Consider the following 23,635-nt stretch of genomic DNA (forward strand, 5'->3'; position numbering starts at 1 on the left):
GAAGGGTTATCCATGCAAAGTATTATAAAAATTCATTCTCTGGACAATGTGGCTGTCGCCCTGCGTGATGTTGAGCAAGGCGAAACGGTGTCGGTGGATAGCCATACGGTGACACTTCAGCAACCTGTCGTGCGCGGACATAAGTTCGCGCTGGAAACCATCGCACCGGGAGAAATGATTACCAAGTATGGCCTGCCGATCGGCCATGCGCTGGTGTCTATTGCCCCCGGAGAACATATTCATTCCCAGAATGCGAAAACCAACCTGAGCGATCTGGATGAATATCAATACCAGCCTGAGTTTATCGACCTGCCGCCGCAAATGGGCGATCGGGACGTGCAGCTCTATCGTCGCAAAAATGGCGATGTCGGTATCCGCAATGAGTTGTGGATCCTGCCAACCGTCGGTTGCGTGAACGGGATCGCACGCCAGATTCAGCAGCGTTTCCTGAAAGAAACCAATGACGCGGAAGGTATCGACGGCGTTTATCTGTTTAGTCATACCTTCGGCTGCTCACAGCTCGGTCAGGATCACGAAAATACCCGTACGATGCTGCAAAACATGGTGCGTCACCCAAATGCCGGGGCTGTACTGGTGATCGGTCTGGGCTGTGAGAACAATCAGGTTGATGCATTCCGCACGACGCTGGGCGATTTTGATTCCGATCGCGTAACGTTCATGGTGTGCCAGCAGCAGGACGATGAAGTTGAAGCTGGCCTGGAGCGTCTGCATACGCTGTATGAGGCGATGCGTCATGACAAACGCGAGCCGGGTAAGCTGAGCGAACTGAAATTTGGTCTGGAATGTGGTGGTTCTGATGGGCTGTCTGGGATTACGGCCAACCCGCTGTTAGGCCGTTTCTCCGACTATCTGATCGCCAACGGCGGCACCACCGTGCTGACCGAAGTGCCAGAAATGTTCGGTGCGGAACGTATTCTGATGAGCCGCTGCCGTGATGAAGCGACGTTTGAGAAAACCGTGCACATGGTGAACGATTTCAAACAGTACTTCATCGCGCACGACCAGCCTATTTACGAAAACCCATCGCCGGGTAACAAGGCGGGGGGGATCACCACGCTGGAAGAGAAATCACTGGGCTGTACGCAAAAGCCGGACAGAGCAAAGTGGTTGACGTACTGAAATATGGTGAGCGCTTACATACTCCGGGGCTCAACCTGCTCAGCGCACCGGGGAATGATGCCGTCGCAACCAGCGCGCTGGCGGGAGCCGGTTGCCATATGGTGCTGTTCAGTACCGGACGTGGAACACCTTACGGCGGCTTCGTACCTACCGTAAAACTGGCGACCAACAGTGAACTGGCGAAGAAGAAACCGCATTGGATCGATTTTGATGCGGGGCGTCTGATCCATGACATGCCGATGGATGAACTGCTGAGCCAGTTTGTCGAGCTGATTGTCGAGATTGCTGATGGCAAGCGTACGAAGAATGAAGTGAACGACTTCCGTGAATTAGCCATATTTAAGAGTGGCGTAACGTTGTAAATTCTATTCATTCCAATTAAAATAAAACGGCGTTTCATTTTTATAATGGCGCCGTTTTTTTTCGCAGCAACTTTTTAGAGGCAGGGATCATGACACAGTATTGGATTGCCCAGTCTGTTGGTGTACTGGCGTTTCTGGTCGGTATCACCATGTTTTTCAACCGTAACGATCAAAAATTCAAAATACAGCTCTCGGCATACAGCGCCGTGATTGGCCTGCATTTCTTCCTGATGGGGGCAAATGCGGCGGGTGCCAGCGCATTGTTGAACTCGGCACGTACGCTAATCTCACTGAAAACACACAACATCCTCGTGATGTTTGTCTTTATCTCACTGACGCTGCTCTTTGGTTTATCGGGCATGCACCATCCTATGGAACTGTTGCCGATAGCAGGCACGGTTGCCAGTACCTGGGCGCTGTTTCGCACCTCTGGGCTGACGACGCGCTGCGTGATGTGGTGCTCAACCGCCTGCTGGGTGGTACACAATATCTGGCTGGGATCGATTGGTGGATCGCTGATCGAAGGGAGTTTCCTGCTGATGAACGGCTTTAACATCATCCGCTTCTGGCGCATGCAGCAGCGCGGCATCGATCCTTTCAGCGTAGAGAAAAAAGCGTAATTTCGAAGGTTTCTCATCATGTTAACGCTGCTCGTTTTAAAGCGAACGGCGTTAACATGATGAGGGATCATTAATCCCTAATCAGTTACAGCAGATTCAAGCGCTCTTTTTCCGCCAGTTTAGCGTCTTCCGCGTGGCACACGGCGGCGATGAACATCACGTCCGTCGAGGAGTTCACCGCGGTTTCGGCGGAATCCTGCAAGACGCCAATGATGAAGCCAACTGCGACCACCTGCATGGCGATATCATTGGAAATCCCGAACATGCTGCACGCCAGCGGGATCAGCAGCAGTGAACCGCCCGCCACGCCCGATGCGCCACAGGCACACAGCGACGCCACGACGCTGAGCAGCAGCGCGGTCGGTACGTCAATCTGAATACCTAATGTATGTGCCGCAGCCAGCGTTAACACCGTGATGGTAATCGCTGCACCCGCCATATTGATGGTGGCACCCAGCGGGATAGCGACAGAGTAGGTGTCTTCATCCAGATTCAGCTTGCGGCACAGTTCCATATTTACCGGGATGTTAGCGGCAGAACTGCGGGTGAAGAACGCTGTCACACCGCTCTCGCGCAGGCAGCGCAGTACCAATGGATAAGGGTTGCTGCGAATCTTCCAGTAAACGATCAGTGGATTGACCACCAGTGCGACCAGCAGCATACCGCCAATCAGCACCATCAGCAGATGGGCATAGCCCCACAGTGCGCTGAAGCCCGTTTCTGCCAGCGTTGACGCGACCAGTCCGAAAATCCCCAGCGGGGCAAAGCGAATGACCACGCGCACAATCATGGTGACCGCGTTGGAGGCATCAGTAATCATGCTCTTTGTGCTGTCCGAACCGTGGCGGAACGCAATGCCCAGACCAACGGCCCAGACCAGAATACCTATGTAATTCGCATTCAGCAGTGCGTGAATTGGGTTGGCGATGATGCTCATCAACAGCCCTTTCAGCACGTCGACAATACCTGACGGCGGCGTGATGTCGGTGGCCTGGGCGCTGAGCGCCAACGTAGAAGGGAAGAGGACGCTGAGCACGACGGCGATCAGTGCCGCCGAGAAGGTGCCGATGAGGTAAAGAAACAGGATCGGACGGATATTGGTTTTCTGCCCTTGCTGGTGGTTAGCGATAGACGCCATGACCAGCACCAATACCAGAACGGGTGCGACGGCTTTCAATGCACCGACGAACAGCGTTCCCAATAAACCGGCAGCCAGCGCGGCCTGTGTAGACAGCGAGGCCAGAATAATCCCGGCTGCGAGCCCCAGAAGAATCTGTTTAACCAGGCTGCCGCGAGTAATGTACTGCAAAAAACGAGAGTATTGAGTTTCCATAATTTTGACGGCGTAGCCGTTCCGCTAAGTGGTTGTCTGTACGGATTTGGCACCTCTGACATGTGTCGGGTGATTTTTTCTTTCCGTAACGAAATGTGTTTGCACGTGTCAGTATATGAAAATTTATTTTTGAGAAAAGCGATGATGTGGTTTTTTATGACGGACATCCTTGTCCGTCACCCTGCGGGCCGTTGCTGCGCAACGTTGAAAAACGCTCCCGACGTTTTTTTATGACGGACATCCTTGTCCGTCACCCTAAGATGGAACGAGGAAAGGGTCTCCGCACGGTGGGAACCGTGCGGAGAGAAAGGATTAACGCTCGGCGCGTTTGTTCACCCAGACGTTGATCAGCATGGTGATGATAAGAATGCTGGCAACGACGCCCAGAGAAATCGCCACCGGAATATGGAAAATGTCGATGAGCATCATCTTGGTACCAATGAAGATCAGGATGACGGCCAGGCCATATTTCAACAGTGAGAAGCGCTCAGCCACACCAGCCAGTAGGAAGTACATCGCACGCAGGCCGAGAATAGCGAACAGGTTGGATGTCAGCACGATAAAGGGATCGGTGGTGACGGCGAAAATGGCTGGGATACTGTCGACGGCGAAAATGACGTCGCTGATTTCAACCATGATCAGTACCATAAACAGCGGGGTGGCATACAGGATGCCGTTACGGCGGACGAAGAACTTTTCGTTCTCGATGCTATCCGTCATGCGCAAACGGCTACGCAGCCAGCGTACCAACGGCTTGTCGCCGATCGCCCCGTCATCTTCTTTCGCCAGCGCCATTTTAAGGCCGGTGAACAGCAGGAACGCCCCGAACACGTAGAGTAGCCATTGGAACTGCGTGACCAGCCAACTGCCGCCAAACACCATCAGCGTTCTGAGAACGATGGCGCCTAACACGCCGTAAATCAGCACGCGGCGCTGGTATTGTGGGGGAACGGCGAAGTAGCTAAATAGCATCAGCCAGACGAAGACGTTATCGACGGCGAGGGCTTTCTCGATCAAATAACCGGTCAGGAAGGCCAGCGACTGGGCGTTGGCTACTTCCCGGCCCATCGTGCCGTCCAGATACCACCAAAAACCGGCGTTGAACAGCAGCGAGAGCGTAACCCAGATGATAGACCAGACGGCAGCCTGCTTGAACGTCATTACTGTCGACCCTTTTCGCCCTTGATAGAGCAGGTCGATGGCCAGCATCACTATAACAATGGCAGCGAAGCTGCCCCATAACCATGGCGTGCCGATGGTGTGCATAGCAAGATCCTTAAATAGAAACAAAAACGGCCAACGTCGGAAGGACGCTGGCCGCTTGTGATTAAAGCTGCAAATGCACCTCGCCTTCCGGCAAGGTCTCACTTACAACATTAATGAAGCTGTCTCATCAAGAATCGAGCTTTTCATCAAAGTTGCCCAGTAACCGGATGCGGAACGCATCGTAATGACGATTAGCTGGCGGAAAAGTTACTCCCCTTTGCCTGATAGAAGATAGGTGAAAAGATGATCCTGGTCAAATAATTATCGCTGTCTTACTCTGCGTTTCCCGGTGCGGCGGCGTCGGCCGGAAACACGACGCCGGTTTGGCGGCGAATTTCCGTCAGCAACCCGGCGACAGTACGCGAGCGCGCCAGTTCCGCATGGTTGATGTTGTTATCGCTTACCAGCGTGGCAAAGACGTCCGCTTCGTACAGCATGCTGTTGATATGCTGCGGCTGGCTGAGATCCAACTGTTTCCCTTCACGCGGAATGAATTTCACGTTATGGCATTCGGAGACTTTCTCAATCACCAGCGAACCGTCTTCCCCCTGAATTTCACTGGGTATCGTGGAGTGGCTGACTTTGGAATGGATGATAGTGACATCGAAATCACCGTAGTTCAGGATGACACTGCCATGTGCGTCTACGCCGCTTTCCAATAGCGTCGCGCTGGCCTGTGTGGTGCACGGTTCGCCCCACAGCGCCACGGCGAAGGCCAGGCAATAGTAGCCGATATCCATGATGGAACCGTTGGAGAACGCCGGGTTGAATGTATTGGGGTTCTCGCCCGCCAGATAGCGCGGGTAGCGTGAAGAATACTGGCAGTAATTCAACACCACTTTACGCAATCTGCCCACTTTCGGCAGCGCCTGCTGTATCACGCTGAAATTGGGCAGGCTGGCGGTTTTGAACGCTTCAAAGAGCACGACCTGATTTTCTCTGGCGCAGGCGATCATCTGTTCGACTTCATAGCGGTTGGAAGCCAGCGGTTTTTCACAAATGACGTGCTTGCTGTGGCTCAGGAAGAGCAGCGCCTGTTCGCAATGCAGTGAGTTAGGGCTGGCCAGATATACGGCATCGATAAGGTCGGATTTCGCCATGGCTTCCAGTGAATCAAAGCGCGTGTCCACCATGTAGTCAGCCTGAAACGGCTGTGCTTTTTCTGCCGTGCGTGAATAGATGGCGGTGAGCTTCAGCTTGCCGGTTTCGTGGGCGGCATCAACAAACTGACGGGTGATCCAACTGGTTCCTACAATAGCGAAGCGAATCATAAGCGTTTGGTATCCTGAAGGCATAGGTGATGACTAGGGAGATTATCACGGTGAAATGACAAGGCAACGTCAATCATTTCCCGTTCCGGCAGAGAAAAGCATTTACTGACGGGCTATTTTAAGGGATAAACAGCGCAAATTTTATGATGCAGGAGAGGCCAATGAGCCAACTCGAATTGGAAACGTGCAACCTGACGTTGGTGCGTTACCCTCAGGTCGCTGAAAACTCGGCGCTACAGGCGTGGGATGCCGCAGATGAATACCTGCTGCGTGAGCTGTCCACGATGGAAATTGCGCCAGGCCCGCGTCTGATTTTCAATGATACGTTTGGCGCGTTGGCCTGCGGCTTGCAAGCACAGTCGCCCATCAGTATCAGTGACTCTTACCTCAGCCAACTGGCAACGCGGCACAATCTGGAACTGAATGGTTACGATGCCGATACGGTAACGCTGTTGGATAGCATGGCGGAGCTGCCCGCTGCACCCGCGCTGGTGGTGATTAAAATTCCTAAAACGATCGCGCTGTTGGAACAGCAATTGAGAATGTTGCGTAAGGTTGTCACGCCGCAAACACGCATCATCGCTGGTGCGAAAGCGAAGGATATTCATACCTCTACGCTGCAACTGTTTGAACGTGTGATGGGCCCGACGAAAACCTCGCTGGCCTGGAAAAAGGCGCGTCTGGTTCACTGTGAATGGGCAGAGTTGAAAGTCAGTGAGCAGTCACTCACCACTGAATGGGCGCTGGATGGCTACGGCTATCGCATTCAAAACCATGCTAACGTGTATTCACGTAATGGGTTGGATATCGGCGCGCGTTTCTTTATGCAGCATTTGCCGGAACAACTCGACGGTAAGATCGTCGATCTTGGCTGCGGTAACGGCGTGATTGGGCTGGCGGCGCTGAAAGCTAACCCGGACGCCACTGTGGGTTTCTTCGATGAGTCCTACATGGCGGTGGCATCGAGCCAGATGAACGTTGAGGTCAACTGCCCGCAGGATGTCGAGCGCTGTAGCTTTGTAGTGAATAACGGATTGGCACGTGTTAAGCGCGATACGTTACAGGCGGTGTTGTGCAATCCGCCATTCCACCAGCAACACGCGGTGACGGATGAAATTGCCTGGCAGATGTTCATGGATGCTCGTCGCTGTCTTCAGGTTGGCGGAGAATTGCGCATCGTGGGGAATCGTCATTTGGATTATTTCCACAAGCTGAAGCGTCTGTTCGGCAACTGTGAAACCGTCGCCAGCAATACGAAGTTCGTCATACTGCGTGCGGTGAAAACGGGATCGTCCCGCTAAGATGTTCCTGCTTTGTGAAGCCGAACGTGCCTCACAAAGCGGAAGCTGTTTCGCAACATTGTGTTGTCCTGAACACTGAATTTGTCCTACGCATTATAGAGTTAACGCCAGCCGGGTGGCCTGATCGATCGCCCGGCGAGCGTCCAGTTCCTGCGCTACATCGGTACCGCCAATCAGATGAACGTGACATCCGGCCGCCATTAAAGGCGCGTAAAGTGCACGATTAGGCTCCTGACCGGCGCAAATAATGATGTTATCCACTGGCAGACAGCGCATTTGCTGGTCGTGGATAATGTGCAGCCCCTCATCATCAATATTGTGATATTCCACGCCGCCCAGCAGCGTGACGCCGTGGCGCAGCAGCGTGGTGCGGTGTATCCAGCCTGTCGTTTTTCCCAGATTTTCACCGGGCTTGCCGGTCTTCCGCTGTAATAACGTAATGTCTCGCTGGTGGGGAAGCCCACCCGGCTGATGAGGTAGCAGGCCACCCCGGTGCTGTAGCTGCGTATCAATGCCCCATTCCGCATAAAAATCGCGGTGTTCCGCTGGAGCATCATGAGTATTAAGACGATGTTTCTCGCTAAGAAGGCTATTGTCACTAAGAAGGCTATTCTTACTAAGAAGATAGTGCGCAGTATCAAAACCGATGCCGCCAGCCCCGATGATAGCAACTCGCTTACCGACCGGTTTTTTGTCGCGCAGCACCTCCAGATAACTCAGCACGCTAGGGTGATCGATACCTTGAATGGCGGGGATACGTGGCACGATGCCACAGGCCAGAATCACGTCATCAAAACCGAGTAAATCGGTGATGGTTGCCTGCGTGCTCAGGCGCAGCGTGACACCGAGCAGCTCGATCTGTCGACGGTAATAGCGTAGCGTTTCATAAAATTCGGCTTTGCCGGGGATCTGTTTGGCAATGTTGAACTGTCCGCCGATATACGAAGAGGCTTCAAACAGCGTAACCTGATGGCCGCGTGCGGCGGCGTTGACGGCAAAGGCCATACCGGCAGGCCCTGCGCCGACCACCGCAAAGCGCTTACCCGCTCTGGCGGGATGGATAGGCAGCTCAGTTTCGTGACAGGCGCGTGGGTTGACCAGACAGGACGTGACCTTACCGGCAAAAATCTGATCGAGGCAGGCCTGATTGCAGCCGATGCAGGTATTGATTTCATCGCTGCGCCCCGACTGCGCTTTCGCTACCAGATCGGCATCGGCGAGAAAAGGGCGAGCCATCGACACCATGTCGGCGCAGCCCTCTGCCAGTAGTTGTTCCGCCACGCCGGGATCGTTGATGCGGTTAGTGGTAATCAGCGGGATGCGGACTTTCCCCATCAGTTTCTTCGTCACCCAGCCGAATGCGCCGCGCGGCACCAGCGTGGCGATAGTCGGGATACGTGCTTCATGCCAGCCGATGCCGGTATTTATGAGGGTAGCGCCAGCCTGTTCAACCGCCTGCGCCAACTGCATAATTTCTTGCCAGCTTGAGCCTTCTTCTATCAGGTCGAGCATGGATAAACGGTAAATCAGGATGAAATCTGATCCCGTTCGTTCCCGCACGGCGCGAACAATCTCAAGCGCAAAGCGGCAGCGGCGTTGAAAATCACCGCCCCATTCGTCATCACGATGGTTGGTATGCGTGACCAGAAACTGATTAATCAGATAGCCTTCCGATCCCATAATTTCCACGCCATCGTAGCCTGCCTGCTGCGCTAACGCCGCACAACGGGCAAAGTCATCGATGGTTTGCACAATATCCTGCGTACTCATCGCCTGTGGCGCAAAGCGGTTAATCGGTGCCTGAATGGCCGATGGCGCGACCGGATCGGGCTGATAGCTGTAGCGTCCGGCGTGGAGAATTTGCAGCGCAATTTTCCCGCCCGCTTCATGTACGGCCTGCGTCAGCACCTGATGATGCGCGAGCTGTGCCTCGTCATGTAGGGTCGCCCCGCCTTTGGCAACGGCACCTTTGGCGTTTGGCGCAATGCCGCCTGTGACAATCAGGCCAACGCCGCCCTGTGCTCGCTCGCGATAAAATGCCGCCAGCCTTTCGGTGCCGTCCGGGTGTTCTTCCAGACCGGTATGCATGGATCCCATCACCACGCGGTTCTTTAACGTCGTGAAGCCAAGATTGAGCGGCGAAAGCAGCGTAGGGTAGGCCGTCATTGCACTCTCCGGTGAAGTTAACTGGTCTGATGAGTCATGATGTTCAATCTAGCGGTAATTGAGAGAGTTGTGAAATTTATGTTTATTTATTGTGATTGATGTCATTGCGAATCGTAGGGGGAAGCGTGTGCAGGCAAGGGATCGTGCGCCGGAGTGTTTGTTGTCGGAGGCGTGTGACATTATAATCCGCGGGTTTATCGGGCAAAGGTATCGTTATGCGGGTGGAAGAGTTGGAATATCGTCTGGATAGCGCACTCCGTGCGTTAGAGCAAAGCGTTCAGCGTCAGCAGCAGACGTGGCGGCAGGAACATCACTCCCTCCAGCAGCAGTTGCTTCAGGCGAAAGAGCGTGACGCTTACCTTTGCACGCAGATTGAACGGCTCTCTGCGCAGTTGAATGCGATGGATAGCTCGCCAGATCGCAATCCGCTGCTTCAGAAAATGAAGGTCATTCATGCCCACCTTGATGCGCTGGCACAAGAGGCCAGTGCTTTTCGACGTTCACTGCGGTAACCGCACCGCTGGCATTTTTTAGCTATATCGTGCCGCGGTGTTAATGCGATATCTCGTATGCGCTATTCCGTTAACGTAATGCTTCCGTTTCCTTACACAATTCCTCCTTATTCTCCATAATTGCCGCAAATGTGGAGCCGATGCTTGCAGATATTTACCCTTGCTCTAATTAACTGAAGGTGTCGAGCCTATACTTTCTCTCGTAGCGCGGCAGCCGCCGTCGAGTAAGTCAATTCAGAGAGAGGAATGAAATATGCGTAAACTCACTGCAATGCTGGTTGCTTCTTCTTTGGCATTGGGCGCGGCAGGTATCGCGCATGCTAATGAAGCACCGAAAGGGTCTGGCTCGGAACACAAGATGATGATGAAAGAGGGTCGGGAACACCGTGACATGATGGGGCCGGATGCGATGTTTAAGGAGCTGAATTTGACGGAAGCGCAGAAGCAGCAAATCAAAGACATCATGAAAGATTCCCGCGAGAAAATGCACAAAGCGATGCAGGATGACCGCCGTGAAATGCATAGCCTGATCGCATCAGATACCTTTGATACTGCAAAAGCACAGGCGCAGTTGGATAAAGTCGATGCGGAACACAAGGCCAGAATGCTTAACGGGCTGGAAACCAAAAACAAAATTTACAACATTCTGACGCCAGAGCAGAAAAAGCAATACAACGACAACTTTGAAAAGCGACTGACCCAACCGCCAAGACCTGACGGCAAGCCTGTTCCTGCGGAATAATGTGTTCGCACGATAGTAAGTCCGTACGCTAAGTCAGCAAGTAAGACCACCGGATTGACGTATTGCCCCATGGGTAATGCTGCGGTCCGGTGGTTTTTTTATTTATTTTCCCTCTACCATCGTGCCGTGAGTCGGGAAATGATTAATGCTATCCTCACGCGGAGAAAGTAGGCAGTGCCATCGGACATTGGACAGCGGGCGGTAAAGGACAGATGAATAACGATTTGACGTTAAAAACTATAAAATTCATGCCGTTTCTGTTCTTGACCACCCTCATCGTGAGCTGTCTGGGATTTCGGTTTCGAGTGCTGGATGAACTGTCATTATTCTGGCCTGCCAATATTCTGGTTTTTTGCCTCCTGATTAGTTTCAGAGCCAGAAAAGGGACGATAAAAGGCAAAACACTCTCTATTTGCACGGGGTTTTTGGTGAGTTATGTGGCGATGCTGTCGGCGGCGCTACTGATGGACAATAACTCTCCGTTAAAAACCAAGGTGTTGTTATGTTTGTGCAATATGGTCTTTGTGGTGACGGCCTGGTGTGCCTTTTGCCTGATGTGTCGGCTGAGCGGCAAGTGGTCGACATTTGAGAAATTCAGCAAATATTACGTTTATATTATTTTCGCCTCGACGTTTGTTGGCGCGTTCTCATCCGGCGTGGCGTATGGGTTTTATGCGTATGTCTACGACACGGGGAACCGTTACGCCGAGTTTATGGATTGGTTCAGTGAGCAACTGGGAACCGGTATTATCCTCGCGTTTTTTTTCCTGAAAAGTAAGAATATCCTGCGAGCGCTACGGAATATTCCACTCTGTCCTAAGCACATCAGAGAGAACATTTTTCCCTTTCTGGTCTTTATTATCTTCTTATTAGTGAGCCTGTTTTTTCTGGACGCGAGCCTGATCACGCTGTCCGTTATTCCGCTCACGCTGTGCGCGTTCAACTACTCTTTCCCGACCATGTCGCTGCTTTGTGCGATTACGGGCGTAATTCTGAATTATCTCTACATTAATCAGGTCGGTATCCTCATTAATTCAAATTCTGAAGCGTACATTAACTCGTTTCTTACCACGGCGCGGCTGAACATTGCGATGCTCATTATGGCGATGTTAAGTGTTTCTCATTTTGTCTCAATGAATCGGCGACTGATTAAAATCATTGAAAGCAACAGCCGGAAGGATGCACTCACGAATACCTTCAATCGCCGGGCGTTTCTCAGCATGTTGAATGGAAAGCAGAGTGTGTTGGGGTATAAGAAAAAGCGTCAGTTAACGCTGCTATTTCTGGATATCGATTATTTTAAGCAAGTCAACGATACCTACGGCCATGCCTGTGGTGATGAATTAATTGCCAGCTTTGCCCGTATGCTGAGTACTGCTATTCGGCCGAGCGACATTCTTTGCCGCTGGGGTGGGGAAGAGTTTGTTATTGCTGCTTACGATCTCACCGCTAAGGAATCCGAAGCGATGGCTGAATCGCTGCGGCATCTTACGGAATCCACGGCGTTGATGCTGTCCGATGGGCGGGAAATCCATTTTACGACCAGCATTGGTGTGGCCGTGTTTGCCCAGTATGGCGGGGGCAATATTTACGATGCTATCGGGCTGGCGGACGAGGAGTTGTACAAAGCGAAAGCGCAGGGGCGTAATTGTGTGTGTCTGCGTTTGGTCGAAGATATCTGAATCCTCCCTTGACCTTCCCCTTACTGGAACGTCTACCCTCAAAAAGTCCTGTGACTGATTGAGAGGTTGTGATGAAGAAAGTCCATTTGTTAGTAGCGGCGACCTTGCTGGTTCCGGTTCTCTCGTTTGCCGCCGACAGCGCGCATAGCGGCCATGGTTCAACGCAAGAGACGTCTTCCTCCCAACAGGCGTATATGAAAGGGATGGATGCGATGCATGCCGAGATGATGGAAGGGATGCAGGCTAGCGATCCTGATATTGCCTTTGCCAAAGGGATGATTGCGCACCACCGTGGCGCGATTGATATGGCAAAAACGGAGCTGCAATACGGCAAAGATCCTGAATTACGGAAGCTGGCGGAAGAGATTATTAAAGCCCAGCAGCCGGAGATCGACCAAATGGAAGCCTGGCTGAAGAAACAGGGTAAGCAGTAACGTTGTTGATGGTGCTTCTTCTGAGAAGCGCCATTCCGTTTGTACCGCACCGTAGGCAGAGCCACGTTGTCGGATGGGTAAAAATTTAGTGACTGTTTTCACAGAATAAAACGTAGAGATAGCTTTCTCTGCGTGAACTTGTTAGAAAACAGGAAAGGACGTCACCAGAAGTTTCTGGGCGAGACCTGGATAAAGCCGCGTATACCGCACGCGGCTTTATCCAGGTTTTTTTTTGCTTATTTTCCAACTGGCCAGCGGACAACAAGCGGGATGACGTGTATCAGGCAGTTGCAGCCATTGACGAAACGGGAAGTCATTATGAATAGCAAAGTGCTCGCGGAAAATATTCTGAGGTTAGTCGGAGGGGAGACGAACGTTTCTACTTTGGTGCATTGTGCAACACGCTTGCGCTTTAAGATTGTTGATCACGGCAAGGTGGATGTGGCTGCGCTTGAGGCGCTGGACGGCGTCATTACGGTGATCAACGCATCAGGGCAGTTGCAGGTGGTGATTGGGAACCGGGTGCCGGAGGTTTATCGCGCTTTTGGCTCGATCTCCACCCTGCTGGAGGACGGCGACGGGAAACGCCAGACGGTGGAAAGTGAGCAATCGACTTCGGCGATGGGACGGTTGATCGATCTGGTGGCTGGGATCTTTACCCCGTTATTAGGGGCGATGGCGGCGGCGGGGGTGCTGAAAGGGGCGCTGTCCATCGTGCTGGCGCTCGGGTGGCTCAATGCGAAGGAAAGTACCTATATCATCCTGCATGCGGCGTCTGACAGTCTGTTCTACTTCCTGCCGATGCTGCTGGCGATTACCGCCGCGCGTAAATTTGAAACCAACATTTTTGTGGCGGTGTCGGTTGCCGGTGCGTTGGTTTACCCGACGATTCAAGGGCTGTTTGACGCGGGTCAGCCCGTGACGTTCTTCGGTCTGCCCGTCGTGATGATGAAATACACCTCTTCGGTGATCCCGATTATCTTCAGCGTATGGCTGATGTCGTATATCGAGCGTTTCCTGAATCGCCATATTCACGAAAGCGTGCGCAATATCCTGACGCCGTTCTTCCTGCTGGTGCTGATGGTGCCGCTTACGCTGATGACCATCGGTCCTATTGGTATTTCGGCCAGTAAGCTCATTGCGTCGGTGTTCGTCAGCATCTATGAATTCAACCCGATTATTGCCGGGGCGTTGATGGCGGCGTCATGGCAGATCTTAGTGATCTTTGGCGTTCACTGGGGATTCGTGACCGTATTCATCAACGATCTCTCCGTCATGGGGCGCAGCTACCTTAAAGCTGCCTCCAGCCCGTCTGTTTTTGCCCAGTCTGGCGCACTGCTGGGTGTGATGGTGCGTACCAAAGATAAAAAACTCAAAGCGCTGGCGGGCAGTACGTTTATTGCGTCGCTGTTTGGCATCACGGAACCTGGTGTTTACGGCGTGACGCTAAAGCTGAAAAAACCGTTTATCTGTGCGGTGATCGCTGCGGCTATCGGGGGCGCTATCGTCGGCTATGCGAAAAGTTCCGCGGTCTCCATGGGGATGCCTGGCTTGCTGACATTGCCGATTTTCTACGGAGAAGGCTTTGTCGGGTTCCTTATCGGTTGTGCAATCGCCTTCGTGGTGAGTTTTGTGCTGACCATTATTGTTGGATTTGACGACCCCGCGCAGCCTGCGGAGAAAGCACCCGCGCCAACACACGCACCAACGGTTAAACCTGTGGCACCGGTATCACGCCAGCATGCTAACGCCCAGTCGCTAAAAGACGCGCCAGCGACGGCTGAACAATTGGGATCGCCAGTCAAGGGCGAACTGATCTTGCTGGAAGACGTGGACGATAAGGTGTTCTCGTCCGGCGTTGTTGGGCAGGGCGTTGCCATTTTGCCGCAGGAAGGCCGCATTTATTCACCGGTGGACGGTGTGATTGCCAGCACGTTCGCTAGCGGCCATGCCGTCGGTATTCTTTCGCAGAGCGGTGCGGAGATTCTGATTCATGTCGGTATCAACACGGTGCAACTGGAAGGACAGTATTATCAGATGCACGTTGCAGAAGGCGACAAAGTGCAGAAGGGCCAACTGCTGTTGGAATTCGATTTGGAAGCGATCAAAAACGCGGGCTACGATACGGTGACACCGATGGTGGTGACGAATGCCGATGAATACCACCTCTTCAGCCCAGGCTCCACACGTCAGTTGAGGGTCGGGGAGACGGTTATCGCGCTGACGTAACGCCATCAATCAGACGGTGAGACATGAGCTTACCGTCTGATTTCCTCTATCACCTTATGTGCTATAGCGTTACAGCGATTTTCCGTTGCTGTTAATCACATCCTGATACCAGTAGAAGCTGTCTTTGCGCCGACGCTCCAGTGTGCCTTTGCCGTCATCATCACGGTCTACATGAATAAAGCCGTAGCGTTTTGACATCTGCGCGGTCCCCGCGCTGACCAGATCGATCGGCCCCCAACTGGTGTAGCCCAACAGCTCGACGCCATCGTCGATGGCTTCACGCACCTGAATCAGATGGCGACGCAGGTAGTCAATGCGGTAGCTGTCGTGAATGCTGCCATCTTCTTCCACCACATCGCGTGCGCCTAACCCGTTTTCCACGATGAACAGCGGTTTCTGATAGCGGTCATACAGTTCGTTCAGCAGGAAACGCAGGCCTTCGGGGTCAATCTGCCAGCCCCATTCGGAGGCCTCAAGGTGTGGGTTAGGAATCAGACGGATGATGTTGCCGCGTGAGGACTGATATTTCTCCGGCTCGAAGGTCGCGCAGCCGCTCATGTAATAGCTGAAGGAGACAAAGTCGACGGTATGGCTCAGATCGGCTTTATCCTGCGCGGTAATGGTGAGTTCGACGCCATTTTCCCGGAAATAGCGCTGGATCCAGGCCGGATAGGTGCCGCGTACCTGCACATCACCGAAGAACAGCCATTCACGGTTCTTGTTCTGTGCTTCCAGCACATCTTTCGGATGGCAGGTCATGGGGTAGCGTACCGCGCCCAATAGCATGTTGCCGATTTTTGCATCCGGGATAAGGTCATGACAGGCTTTCACCGCGCGTGCGCTGGCAACCAATTGGTGGTGAATAGCCTGATAAATCTCCTGTTTCGAAGGCTCGCCGCTCAGCCCGATGCCTGTAAAGGGCGAATGCAGCGCCATGTTGATTTCATTGAAGGTCAGCCAGTATTTCACCTTGTCTTTGTAGCGGCTGAAAACGGTACGGGCATACTTCTCAAAATGGTCGATGACGGCACGGTTGCCCCAGCCCCCCAGTTTTTTCACCAGACCGTAAGGCATTTCATAATGCGACAGCGTAATCAGCGGCTGAATCTGGTGCTTTGCCATTTCATCGAACAGACGATCGTAGAAGGCCAAACCGGCTTCGCAGGGCTCTGCTTCATCGCCTTCAGGGTAAATGCGCGTCCAGGCAATCGAGGTGCGCAACACCTTGAACCCCATTTCGGCAAATAGCTGAATATCCTGCGGATATTGATGATAAAAATCGATTGCCCGATCTTTGATGCAGCGAATGCTCTCATCGCGTTCCGTCACCGGACCATGTACGCCCTTTAGCTGAAGATCGGAGGTGGAGACGCCTTTACCGTCTTCATTCCATGCACCTTCAACCTGGTTTGCTGCAACTGAACCGCCCCATAAAATCCGTCGGGGAATGCTTTCATGGTATTGCTATATGAACGCATCCCGTTTGCAAGGCTTCCGTTGTGTTGACGTTGACGGATAGGTCGCAGCTCTATATCCGGCCTTATTGCAGCCTGTGCCGCGGGCCTCGATGAGATTCGCCGACTTGCTCCTTATTCTCCTGGCGGGCTTTATGCCCGACACACCATTCAGGTTTAGCAAGTCCCGGTCTTACCTGTCGTCGTCATCACGCTGGCTGCCCTCGCAACCTTTCCGCATTCATCCTTTTGTTAAGGGTTAATGGTTTTCAGCATCCGCTGTTAATACGGCCTGATGCTGACGTAATCTTTCCGGTACTCCCGTTCGTGCGCCGCCACCGCCCACACCGTGCGCGCCAGTTTGTTGGCCATCGCGACTATCGCCACACTGGTCGGCCGCCGTTTCTTTAACTCCGTTATCCACGGTCCCGGCTCTTTCGCCAACAGGCTCGCTGCCCTCGCTCCATGGATAAACAGCGTACGCAGGTAGGTGTCACCGCGTTTGCTTATCCCCAGCAGGCGAACCTTGCCGCCAGTGCCGGTCTGTTTTGGGACGAGTCCGACATAGGCCGCGAACTCCCGTCCCGACCGGAACGCATGAGCCTCGCCCATCGTAGCCACCGCCGCCGTGGCTATCAGTGGCCCTACGCCGGGTATAGCCATCAGCCGTCGGCAGGTCTCGTTCTGTTTCGCCAGCGCCGTCAGTTGTTGCTCAATGCCGTTAATCTGAGCATCCAGCTCACTCAAGCGACGGTGCTGCTCTTCAATCTGGGCGATGAGGAACAGCGGCAGGCGGTTTTTCAGCCTCTCCAGCGCCACGGGCAGAGCCTTGTCCAGCGCGGTACGTCCTTTGCGTACTGTTTCACCAAATTCGAGCAGTAAGCCATGCAGGGCATTGGTCTGCGCGGTGCGGAACTTCACCCACTGGCGGCGCATGCGATGCAGTGCCAGAACGGCCTGCTGCTCTTCGCTCTTTACGGCAATCCCCCGTCCCGGTTGCTGGACCGCCATCCATATGGCGCGGGAGTCCATGACATCGTTCTTGTTGCCCATCAGGAAGGCTTTGACGAATTTCGCCTGAAGCAGGCGAACCTGATGACCAAGTTTCTTCAACTCCCGGGCCCAGTGCTGAGAGCCGCCACAGGCTTCCATACCAATCAGGCAGGGTTCACGGTTGCTGAAGAAGGTCAGAACATCCTGACGTCGCAGCTGTTTATCCACCACTTCGCCGCTATGTTTGTCGATGAAGTGAACCTGAATCAGGTGTTTTGCGATATCAACGCCAACAGGGGTATAGTTATTCATGTGTGGAGTCTCCAGTCAGGGGAACGATGAGTATCCCGTTATAGGCACGATGATGCCGGAAATCTGCGAGGCTCCACACCCCGTCTTTCAGCCTCTGTGCTACTCGTCAAATAGTTGGGATGCGTTCATCTCATTCTCCTCATCGTTTTCTACATCATTACGCTGCGCTGGCCTGTGGCTCCACGCTGGGAACCGCTGAATGACAGGCAAAAAAAAACTTGGGCAGAAGAGAGTATTGCTACTCACCTCTGCCCAAGTCTCGCCCGCCATTGGCGGTAACGTCTTATCAGGACACTATACAATCCTGAATTTCTGCGGCAATGCCCCCGTCTGGTTATGTGACTCCGGTCACGACATCTCTGCTGGCATCACGGTGGAACAGAGAGGAATACCTTGCTGGAGAAGATTGGGTATGTCTTGATGCTATCGTTGTGTATAAAAAAACATAACGAATGTGAGACAATGAGGCCGATGCCTGACGTCATATAAGGAGAAAATTACCGTGTATCTGTATATGTTTTACCTGGGAGGGAACGCGGGGAAGTCCAATATTGAAGTTCACGATATCCAGTTTGTGGCGGCTGAGAAGCCAGAGGATGCGTGGCCCGCGCTCCGGGAAGCGTGGTTTGGCGACCCTGATAAAGTGCATATTGATGGATATGCGCGCGTGATATGGGCGGATGGTTATACCGTTACCCTTTCGGATACGCGACCTGCGGGCGACAACCGGCTCTTTTTTGTCAATGCTGGCGCTTACCATCCTTCAACGCTGGCGGAACTGCATGCCTTCGATCTCTTTGTGGCGAAGAGCGTGCAAGAAGCAAAATCGAAAGGATTGGCATCACTGCTTAATGGTGCGCTGCATCAGCATAAAGACAACCTTAAGGATGTGGATGACTGCCTGTTGCTTGAGAAAATCGGCGATCTGTATATCCATCTGACACCTTGTGCATCCGGCATTCCCTTCACACCGGAATGGCAGGGCTACCAGCCGATCGGTCGCTGATTTATCCTGCCTCCCGCATTAAACCGGTAAGCCAGGTTCGTGGCATACCGGTTCTTCTTCACTGCCGTCCCGTCGCCTGACGGAGAATGAACCAGAAATGCACGGTTGCCCTCTTAACCTGCACCACCGTGATGCAGCAGGCCATACGGATCTCGATCATTTCACGCTTACCCTCGCTATATCTGGTGATACACAGCGATGGCATGCAATTTGCTTCTTAAGCTCATAGCAACTCCGCAGGCTTACCTCAACGGTGAGTGAAGCCTCGGTCAGGACAACGGCGTCCACATCTTCATGCTTTTCGCATTACGGCGAGAGCAGGGGGATGTGGACGTTTTTTTATGTCTGGATTCGCCTGTTGCTGCACGGCTTTCGCGAGGCTGTGACAGCGCGATCCGATGGGAGCCCATCATGAATGCCAAATCATCAACGTGTGTGAAGAGCGTCTGTCCCTACTGTGGGGTCGGTTGCGGTGTGGTGATGGAGGTAAAAGAAAATCGCGTGATCAAGGTATCAGGCGATAAGACGCACCCCACCAACTTCGGGCGACTGTGCACGAAGGGAAATACGAGTGGTCAGGCGCTTGCCGAATCAGGGCGGCTGGAGCATGCCTACCTGCGGGGGGATCGTCAGCACGAATCCGTCAGGGTTGATTTGGATAAGGCGATTAAGGAAACCGCACGACGACTGCGGACGATCATTGATACCCATGGTCCTGACGCCGTGTCGCTCTATGTCTCCGGTCAGATGTCGCTGGAGTCGCAATATCTGGCCAATAAGCTTGCCAAAGGCTTTATCGGTACCAATAACATTGAGTCAAACTCACGCCTTTGTATGGCGAGTGCGGGGAGCGGCTACAAGCTCTCTCTGGGAGCGGATGGGCCGCCGGGTTCTTATCAGGATTTTGAACATGCCGATGTCTTTTTTGTCACCGGTGCGAACATGGCCGACTGTCACCCCATTCTTTTCCTGCGGATGATGGATCGCGTTAAAGCAGGGGCTAAGCTCATCGTGGTCGACCCACGCCGTAATGCCACGGCGGACAAAGCGAACCTGTTCCTGCACATTAAGCCCGGCACGGATTTGGCCTTGCTCAATGGCCTGCTCTATCTGCTGGTCCAGAACGGGCATACCGATCCTGCGTTTATCGCCGAGTTCACCGAAGGGTGGGAAGCGATGCCCGCATTCCTTGAAGACTACCACCCGGAGACGGTGGCGGAGATCACCGGGTTGCCAGAAGCTGACATCCGCAAGGCGGCGGAATGGATCGGCAGTGCGTCGGCGTGGATGAGTTGCTGGACGATGGGGCTTAACCAAAGCACGCATGGCACCTGGAATACCAATGCGATCTGCAACCTGCATTTAGCCACGGGGGCGATTTGCCGCCCCGGCAGCGGCCCGTTTTCTCTGACGGGACAACCCAATGCGATGGGCGGACGCGAAATGGGCTATATGGGGATGGGGTTACCGGGGCAACGCTCGGTACTGGTAGAAAAGGATCGTGCTGCTATTGAAGCCCTCTGGAATGTCCCGGCTGGCACCTTACGTACCGATCTGGGTGGGGGCACCGTCGCCATGTTTGAAGACATGATGGCAGGCAAGATCAAGGCATGCTGGATCATTTGTACGAATCCGGTGGCGACGGTTCCTAATCGCAAGAACGTGATTGCTGGGTTGCAGGCCGCCGAGCTGGTCATCACGCAGGATGCGTTTCTCGATACCGAAACCAACCGCTATGCGGATATCCTGCTGCCCGGTGCGCTGTGGGCGGAAGCAGAAGGCGTGATGATTAACTCCGAGCGGAATTTGACGCTGATGCAGAAGGCCGTTGATCCTCCCGGTGAGGCGATGGCCGATTGGCAAATCATCGCTAGCGTCGCCTGCGAAATGGGCTATGCAAAGGGATTTAGCTACGGGTCAGCATCTGAGGTGTTTGAAGAAATCAAGCAGGCCTGGAACCCAAAGACAGGTTATGACATTCGTGGTGCCAGCTATGCGCGCTTACGGCAGGCACCGTTGCAATGGCCTTGTCCGCCGAATGATGACAGCCATCGCCATCCCGTTCGCTACCTCAACGACGGTGTGAGTCAAACGCTCAACGTGTTACCAGACGGCACGCGGCCGAGGCTTGTTTTTGCGACCGACAGCGGTAAAGGGATATTCCTCCCCCGACCGCATATGCCGCCCGCCGAGATGCCGGATGATGATTTCCAGTTTGTGTTGAATACCGGTCGCTTGCAGCACCAGTGGCACACGATGACGAAAACCGGAAAGATTCCGACGCTCAATAAGCTCAATCCGGGGCCTTTCATTGAAGTGCATCCTGAAGATGCTACCGCGCTTGGCATTCGAGAGAAGGATCGGGTGGAAGTCCGTTCACGTCGGGGACGTGCGGTACTCCCTGCCGTTGTGACCGATCGCGTGCGCCCCGGAAACTGCTTTGCGCCTTTCCACTGGAATGATGTCTTTGGTGATGATCTGGCGATTAACGCGGTCACCAGTGATGCCATTGATCCTATTTCCCAGCAGCCTGAATTCAAGTTTTGCGCTGTAGCACTGGCTCGGATTGCTGAACCATCCGCGCCTATTTCCCCTGCGCGCGAGAGCGATGCGGCTCCGGTGCCATCGGTACCTGCCGAGGCGGGGGCGCCGAACAACGACATCAAGGAGCTCGACATGAAACACATTGATGCGCTGGCTACGCTACTTGGCCTGGAGGCTCCTCCGACGCTCACGCTGAGCGCACCCGAACAGCATTATCTGCAAGGGTATATCGCCGCGTTGCGTACTGATGCATCACGACTGGCTGGTGGCGTGCCCGTGCTACCTGCCACGGCGCCATTGGAACCCTCCCGACGCCTGATGCTCGACGGCATGCTGGCAGGTTTTTTTGCCCGAACCTGGGTGCCTGATGGCGGTGGCGCTTCTCTGCCAGTGACGTCTCCTGCCGCCTCTGCGGCGATCACATCATCACCCTCGCCCATTTGGGTTTTATGGGCATCATCGACCGGCAATGCGGAGAGTGTTGCAGCGCAGTGCGCTGAACGTCTGAAAGCTGAGGGGCATTCCGTGATGCTGTCTGAGATGGGCAGCGTCAAGATTGCCGATTTGCCTGCAACGTCGCGTGTACTCTTTATCGCCAGCACCTTTGGCGACGGTGATCCTCCCGACAATGGCATGAATTTCTGGGCGGCATTGCAGGCGGAGGCAGTCCCCAGTCTGGCGGGAATGGCGTTCGCCGTGCTGGCATTGGGTGATTCAAACTACGACCAGTTTTGCGGCTTTGGCCGTCGGCTTGATGCACGACTGGAGGCGCTGGGTGCGACGCGCCTGTCCGCACGAATCGACTGTGAACCTGACTATCAGGAGGCAGCGAAAATTTGGCTGGATAGCATGGTCAACGCGCTCGCAGGAACACCTATGCCAGCGGTGAGTCGAGTGTCTACTGCCGCAGCGGCGACAGTGGCTGACGCGGATACGGTAGCACCTGCTGTGATTTCGGCTCCCATCTTCAGTAGAAATGCACCTTTGCCTGCACACCTTGTACATAACCAACTGCTTAATGCACCAGGCGCAGAAAAGGAAACCCGGCAATTCGCCTTTGATATTTCAGGCAGCAATGTGAGCTACGAAGCGGGCGATGCACTCGGCATCTGGCCGACGAACAGCCCTGAGCTGGTGAGCGAGATGCTCTCGGCACTCAAGCTTTCGCCTGCTACCGTAGTGACCGTCAAGGATAAAGGCGACATGACGCTGGCTGAGGCGTTATCCCAGCATGTCGAAATTGCCCGTATCACGCCGGAGTTTTTGCAGTTTGTGAGTCAACGTTCAGATCATGGTGAACTGGCTGAGCTGTTGAAAGAGGAACGTAAAGAGGAACTCAAACAGTGGCTGTGGGGACGGCAGATTGTCGATGTGCTACAGGCGTTTCCAATTCAGGTTCAGGCTGACGAATTACTAAGCGTGCTTAAGCGTATTCAACCGCGCTTATACTCGATTTCATCCAGCCCAACAGTCACCCCGCATCAGATCCACCTGACTGTCTCGACGGTGCGCTATGGGGCTGAGGGTAAACCGCGTGGCGGCGTGTGTTCAACCTTTCTGGCTGACCGCGCGGCAGAGTCGATTGCGGTGCCGATCTTCATTCAAAAGTCAGCCCATTTCCGCACGCCTAAAAACCCGGATACGCCAATCATCATGGTGGGGGCGGGCACGGGTATCGCACCTTTCCGGGCTTTTTTGCAAGAACGTCGGGCGACAGGGGCACAAGGTAAAAACTGGCTGTTCTTTGGCGAACAGCGTGCGGCGACCGATTTCTACTATCGTGAGGAGCTGGAAGCGCTGCAGCGTGATGGTTACCTGCATCGATTTGATACGGCTTTTTCGCGTGACCAACGCGAGAAGATTTATGTTCAACACCGTATGGGTGAGCAGGGGCTGAGCTGTGGCGCTGGTTAGAGAAGGGCGCGCATTTCTACGTGTGTGGTGACGCCAGCCGCATGGCGAAAGATGTGGATTCGGCGCTTCGGCAGGTTGCACAGGTTCACGGGAACATGAGCAGTGAAGAGGCGGCAGCCTATATTGCCAAAATGGCACAGGACAAACGCTATGTCCGTGATGTGTACTGAGTTTGCCAGTAGCTTTTACTGGCATCAGGTGCCGTTATTTCTGAGGTCGATGCGTTAGGTGTTTTACCACCTAGCGCTATTTCTTTTACTCCATAATTGTTGCATATGTAAGTGACCATTGCATAATGGCGCTACATTTGCTGAAAGTGGCGTCCCTCCGCATTGGCCCTGCTCTATGAAAAGC

Annotated in this window: 14 protein-coding genes and 2 pseudogenes; 10 read left to right on the forward strand and 6 right to left on the reverse strand. The window is 53.7% G+C overall.

Annotation, left to right across the window (positions count from 1 at the left end; all coding sequences use genetic code 11):
* Positions 1 to 12 precede the first annotated feature (12 nt).
* Positions 13 to 1,502: pseudogene (locus NAL19_RS02955) on the forward strand (UxaA family hydrolase).
* A gap of 89 nt (positions 1,503 to 1,591) precedes the next feature.
* Entirely contained in the window at positions 1,592 to 2,122 is a 531-nt protein-coding gene (locus NAL19_RS02960; RefSeq protein WP_225086828.1) for a YgjV family protein, read from the forward strand.
* 85 nt (positions 2,123 to 2,207) lie between these two features.
* On the opposite strand, the gene sstT is transcribed toward NAL19_RS02960, so the two are convergent.
* The 3 genes from sstT to NAL19_RS02975 all read right to left on the reverse strand — a co-directional run bounded on the left by sstT (position 2,208) and on the right by NAL19_RS02975 (position 5,992).
* Positions 2,208 to 3,455, reverse strand: a complete 1,248-nt coding sequence (gene sstT, locus NAL19_RS02965) for a serine/threonine transporter SstT (protein WP_225086829.1) — start codon at positions 3,453 to 3,455, stop codon at positions 2,208 to 2,210.
* A gap of 312 nt (positions 3,456 to 3,767) precedes the next feature.
* A complete protein-coding gene (locus tag NAL19_RS02970; RefSeq protein ID WP_263058711.1) occupies positions 3,768 to 4,721 on the reverse strand; it encodes a TerC family protein in 954 nt (317 codons plus the stop codon).
* Positions 4,722 to 4,993: 272 nt separating this feature from the next.
* Entirely contained in the window at positions 4,994 to 5,992 is a 999-nt protein-coding gene (locus NAL19_RS02975; RefSeq protein WP_263058712.1) for a Gfo/Idh/MocA family protein, read from the reverse strand.
* 161 nt (positions 5,993 to 6,153) lie between these two features.
* Between NAL19_RS02975 and rlmG the strand changes: the two genes are divergently transcribed.
* Positions 6,154 to 7,293 carry a 23S rRNA (guanine(1835)-N(2))-methyltransferase RlmG gene (gene rlmG, locus NAL19_RS02980; RefSeq protein ID WP_263058713.1) on the forward strand — a complete coding sequence of 380 codons (1,140 nt, stop codon included), beginning with the start codon at positions 6,154 to 6,156 and terminating at the stop codon, positions 7,291 to 7,293.
* Between the two features lie 93 nt (positions 7,294 to 7,386).
* On the opposite strand, the gene NAL19_RS02985 is transcribed toward rlmG, so the two are convergent.
* Positions 7,387 to 9,459, reverse strand: coding sequence for an NADPH-dependent 2,4-dienoyl-CoA reductase (locus tag NAL19_RS02985; protein WP_263058714.1), 2,073 nt, complete (start codon positions 9,457 to 9,459; stop codon positions 7,387 to 7,389).
* A 215-nt stretch (positions 9,460 to 9,674) separates the two neighbouring features.
* Between NAL19_RS02985 and NAL19_RS02990 the strand changes: the two genes are divergently transcribed.
* From NAL19_RS02990 to NAL19_RS03010, 5 genes are all read left to right on the forward strand, one after another.
* Complete coding sequence (locus NAL19_RS02990) at positions 9,675 to 9,971, forward strand: hypothetical protein (protein WP_225086834.1); 297 nt, start codon at positions 9,675 to 9,677, stop codon at positions 9,969 to 9,971.
* 253 nt (positions 9,972 to 10,224) lie between these two features.
* Complete coding sequence (gene spy, locus NAL19_RS02995) at positions 10,225 to 10,713, forward strand: ATP-independent periplasmic protein-refolding chaperone Spy (RefSeq protein ID WP_225086835.1); 489 nt, start codon at positions 10,225 to 10,227, stop codon at positions 10,711 to 10,713.
* 212 nt (positions 10,714 to 10,925) lie between these two features.
* Positions 10,926 to 12,395, forward strand: coding sequence for a GGDEF domain-containing protein (locus NAL19_RS03000; protein ID WP_263058715.1), 1,470 nt, complete (start codon positions 10,926 to 10,928; stop codon positions 12,393 to 12,395).
* 71 nt (positions 12,396 to 12,466) lie between these two features.
* Complete coding sequence (locus NAL19_RS03005) at positions 12,467 to 12,829, forward strand: DUF305 domain-containing protein (protein ID WP_263058716.1); 363 nt, start codon at positions 12,467 to 12,469, stop codon at positions 12,827 to 12,829.
* A gap of 318 nt (positions 12,830 to 13,147) precedes the next feature.
* Positions 13,148 to 15,058, forward strand: coding sequence for a beta-glucoside-specific PTS transporter subunit IIABC (locus NAL19_RS03010; RefSeq protein WP_263058717.1), 1,911 nt, complete (start codon positions 13,148 to 13,150; stop codon positions 15,056 to 15,058).
* 69 nt (positions 15,059 to 15,127) lie between these two features.
* On the opposite strand, the gene NAL19_RS03015 is transcribed toward NAL19_RS03010, so the two are convergent.
* The gene (locus NAL19_RS03015; protein ID WP_263059653.1) at positions 15,128 to 16,507 is read right to left on the reverse strand and encodes a glycoside hydrolase family 1 protein; all 1,380 of its coding nucleotides are present in this window, start codon (positions 16,505 to 16,507) and stop codon (positions 15,128 to 15,130) included.
* 287 nt (positions 16,508 to 16,794) lie between these two features.
* Entirely contained in the window at positions 16,795 to 17,817 is a 1,023-nt protein-coding gene (locus tag NAL19_RS03020; protein ID WP_263057333.1) for an IS110 family transposase, read from the reverse strand.
* Between the two features lie 502 nt (positions 17,818 to 18,319).
* Here NAL19_RS03020 and NAL19_RS03025 point away from each other — a divergent pair.
* On the forward strand, positions 18,320 to 18,823 hold the full coding sequence (locus NAL19_RS03025; RefSeq protein WP_263058718.1) for a DUF1543 domain-containing protein: 504 nt from the start codon (positions 18,320 to 18,322) through the stop codon (positions 18,821 to 18,823).
* Positions 18,824 to 19,234: 411 nt separating this feature from the next.
* A pseudogene (locus tag NAL19_RS03030) lies at positions 19,235 to 23,451 on the forward strand (sulfite reductase subunit alpha).
* Positions 23,452 to 23,635: the final 184 nt, after the last annotated feature.

It is taken from the genome of Pectobacterium sp. F1-1, from assembly GCF_025643735.1.
GTDB classification, from domain to species: Bacteria; Pseudomonadota; Gammaproteobacteria; order Enterobacterales; family Enterobacteriaceae; genus Pectobacterium; species Pectobacterium colocasium.

Bases quoted from the DNA above. Each gene is read 5' to 3' on its own strand.
- NAL19_RS02970 (WP_263058711.1), bottom strand. From the start codon at position 4,721: ATGCACACCATCGGCACGCCATGGTTATGGGGCAGCTTCGCTGCCATT.
- NAL19_RS03000 (WP_263058715.1), top strand. From the start codon at position 10,926: ATGAATAACGATTTGACGTTAAAAACTATAAAATTCATGCCGTTTCTG.
- NAL19_RS02975 (WP_263058712.1), bottom strand. From the start codon at position 5,992: ATGATTCGCTTCGCTATTGTAGGAACCAGTTGGATCACCCGTCAGTTT.
- sstT (WP_225086829.1), bottom strand. From the start codon at position 3,455: ATGGAAACTCAATACTCTCGTTTTTTGCAGTACATTACTCGCGGCAGC.
- rlmG (WP_263058713.1), top strand. From the start codon at position 6,154: ATGAGCCAACTCGAATTGGAAACGTGCAACCTGACGTTGGTGCGTTAC.
- NAL19_RS02990 (WP_225086834.1), top strand. From the start codon at position 9,675: ATGCGGGTGGAAGAGTTGGAATATCGTCTGGATAGCGCACTCCGTGCG.
- NAL19_RS03005 (WP_263058716.1), top strand. From the start codon at position 12,467: ATGAAGAAAGTCCATTTGTTAGTAGCGGCGACCTTGCTGGTTCCGGTT.
- NAL19_RS03020 (WP_263057333.1), bottom strand. From the start codon at position 17,817: ATGAATAACTATACCCCTGTTGGCGTTGATATCGCAAAACACCTGATT.
- spy (WP_225086835.1), top strand. From the start codon at position 10,225: ATGCGTAAACTCACTGCAATGCTGGTTGCTTCTTCTTTGGCATTGGGC.
- NAL19_RS02960 (WP_225086828.1), top strand. From the start codon at position 1,592: ATGACACAGTATTGGATTGCCCAGTCTGTTGGTGTACTGGCGTTTCTG.
- NAL19_RS03010 (WP_263058717.1), top strand. From the start codon at position 13,148: ATGAATAGCAAAGTGCTCGCGGAAAATATTCTGAGGTTAGTCGGAGGG.
- NAL19_RS02985 (WP_263058714.1), bottom strand. From the start codon at position 9,459: ATGACGGCCTACCCTACGCTGCTTTCGCCGCTCAATCTTGGCTTCACG.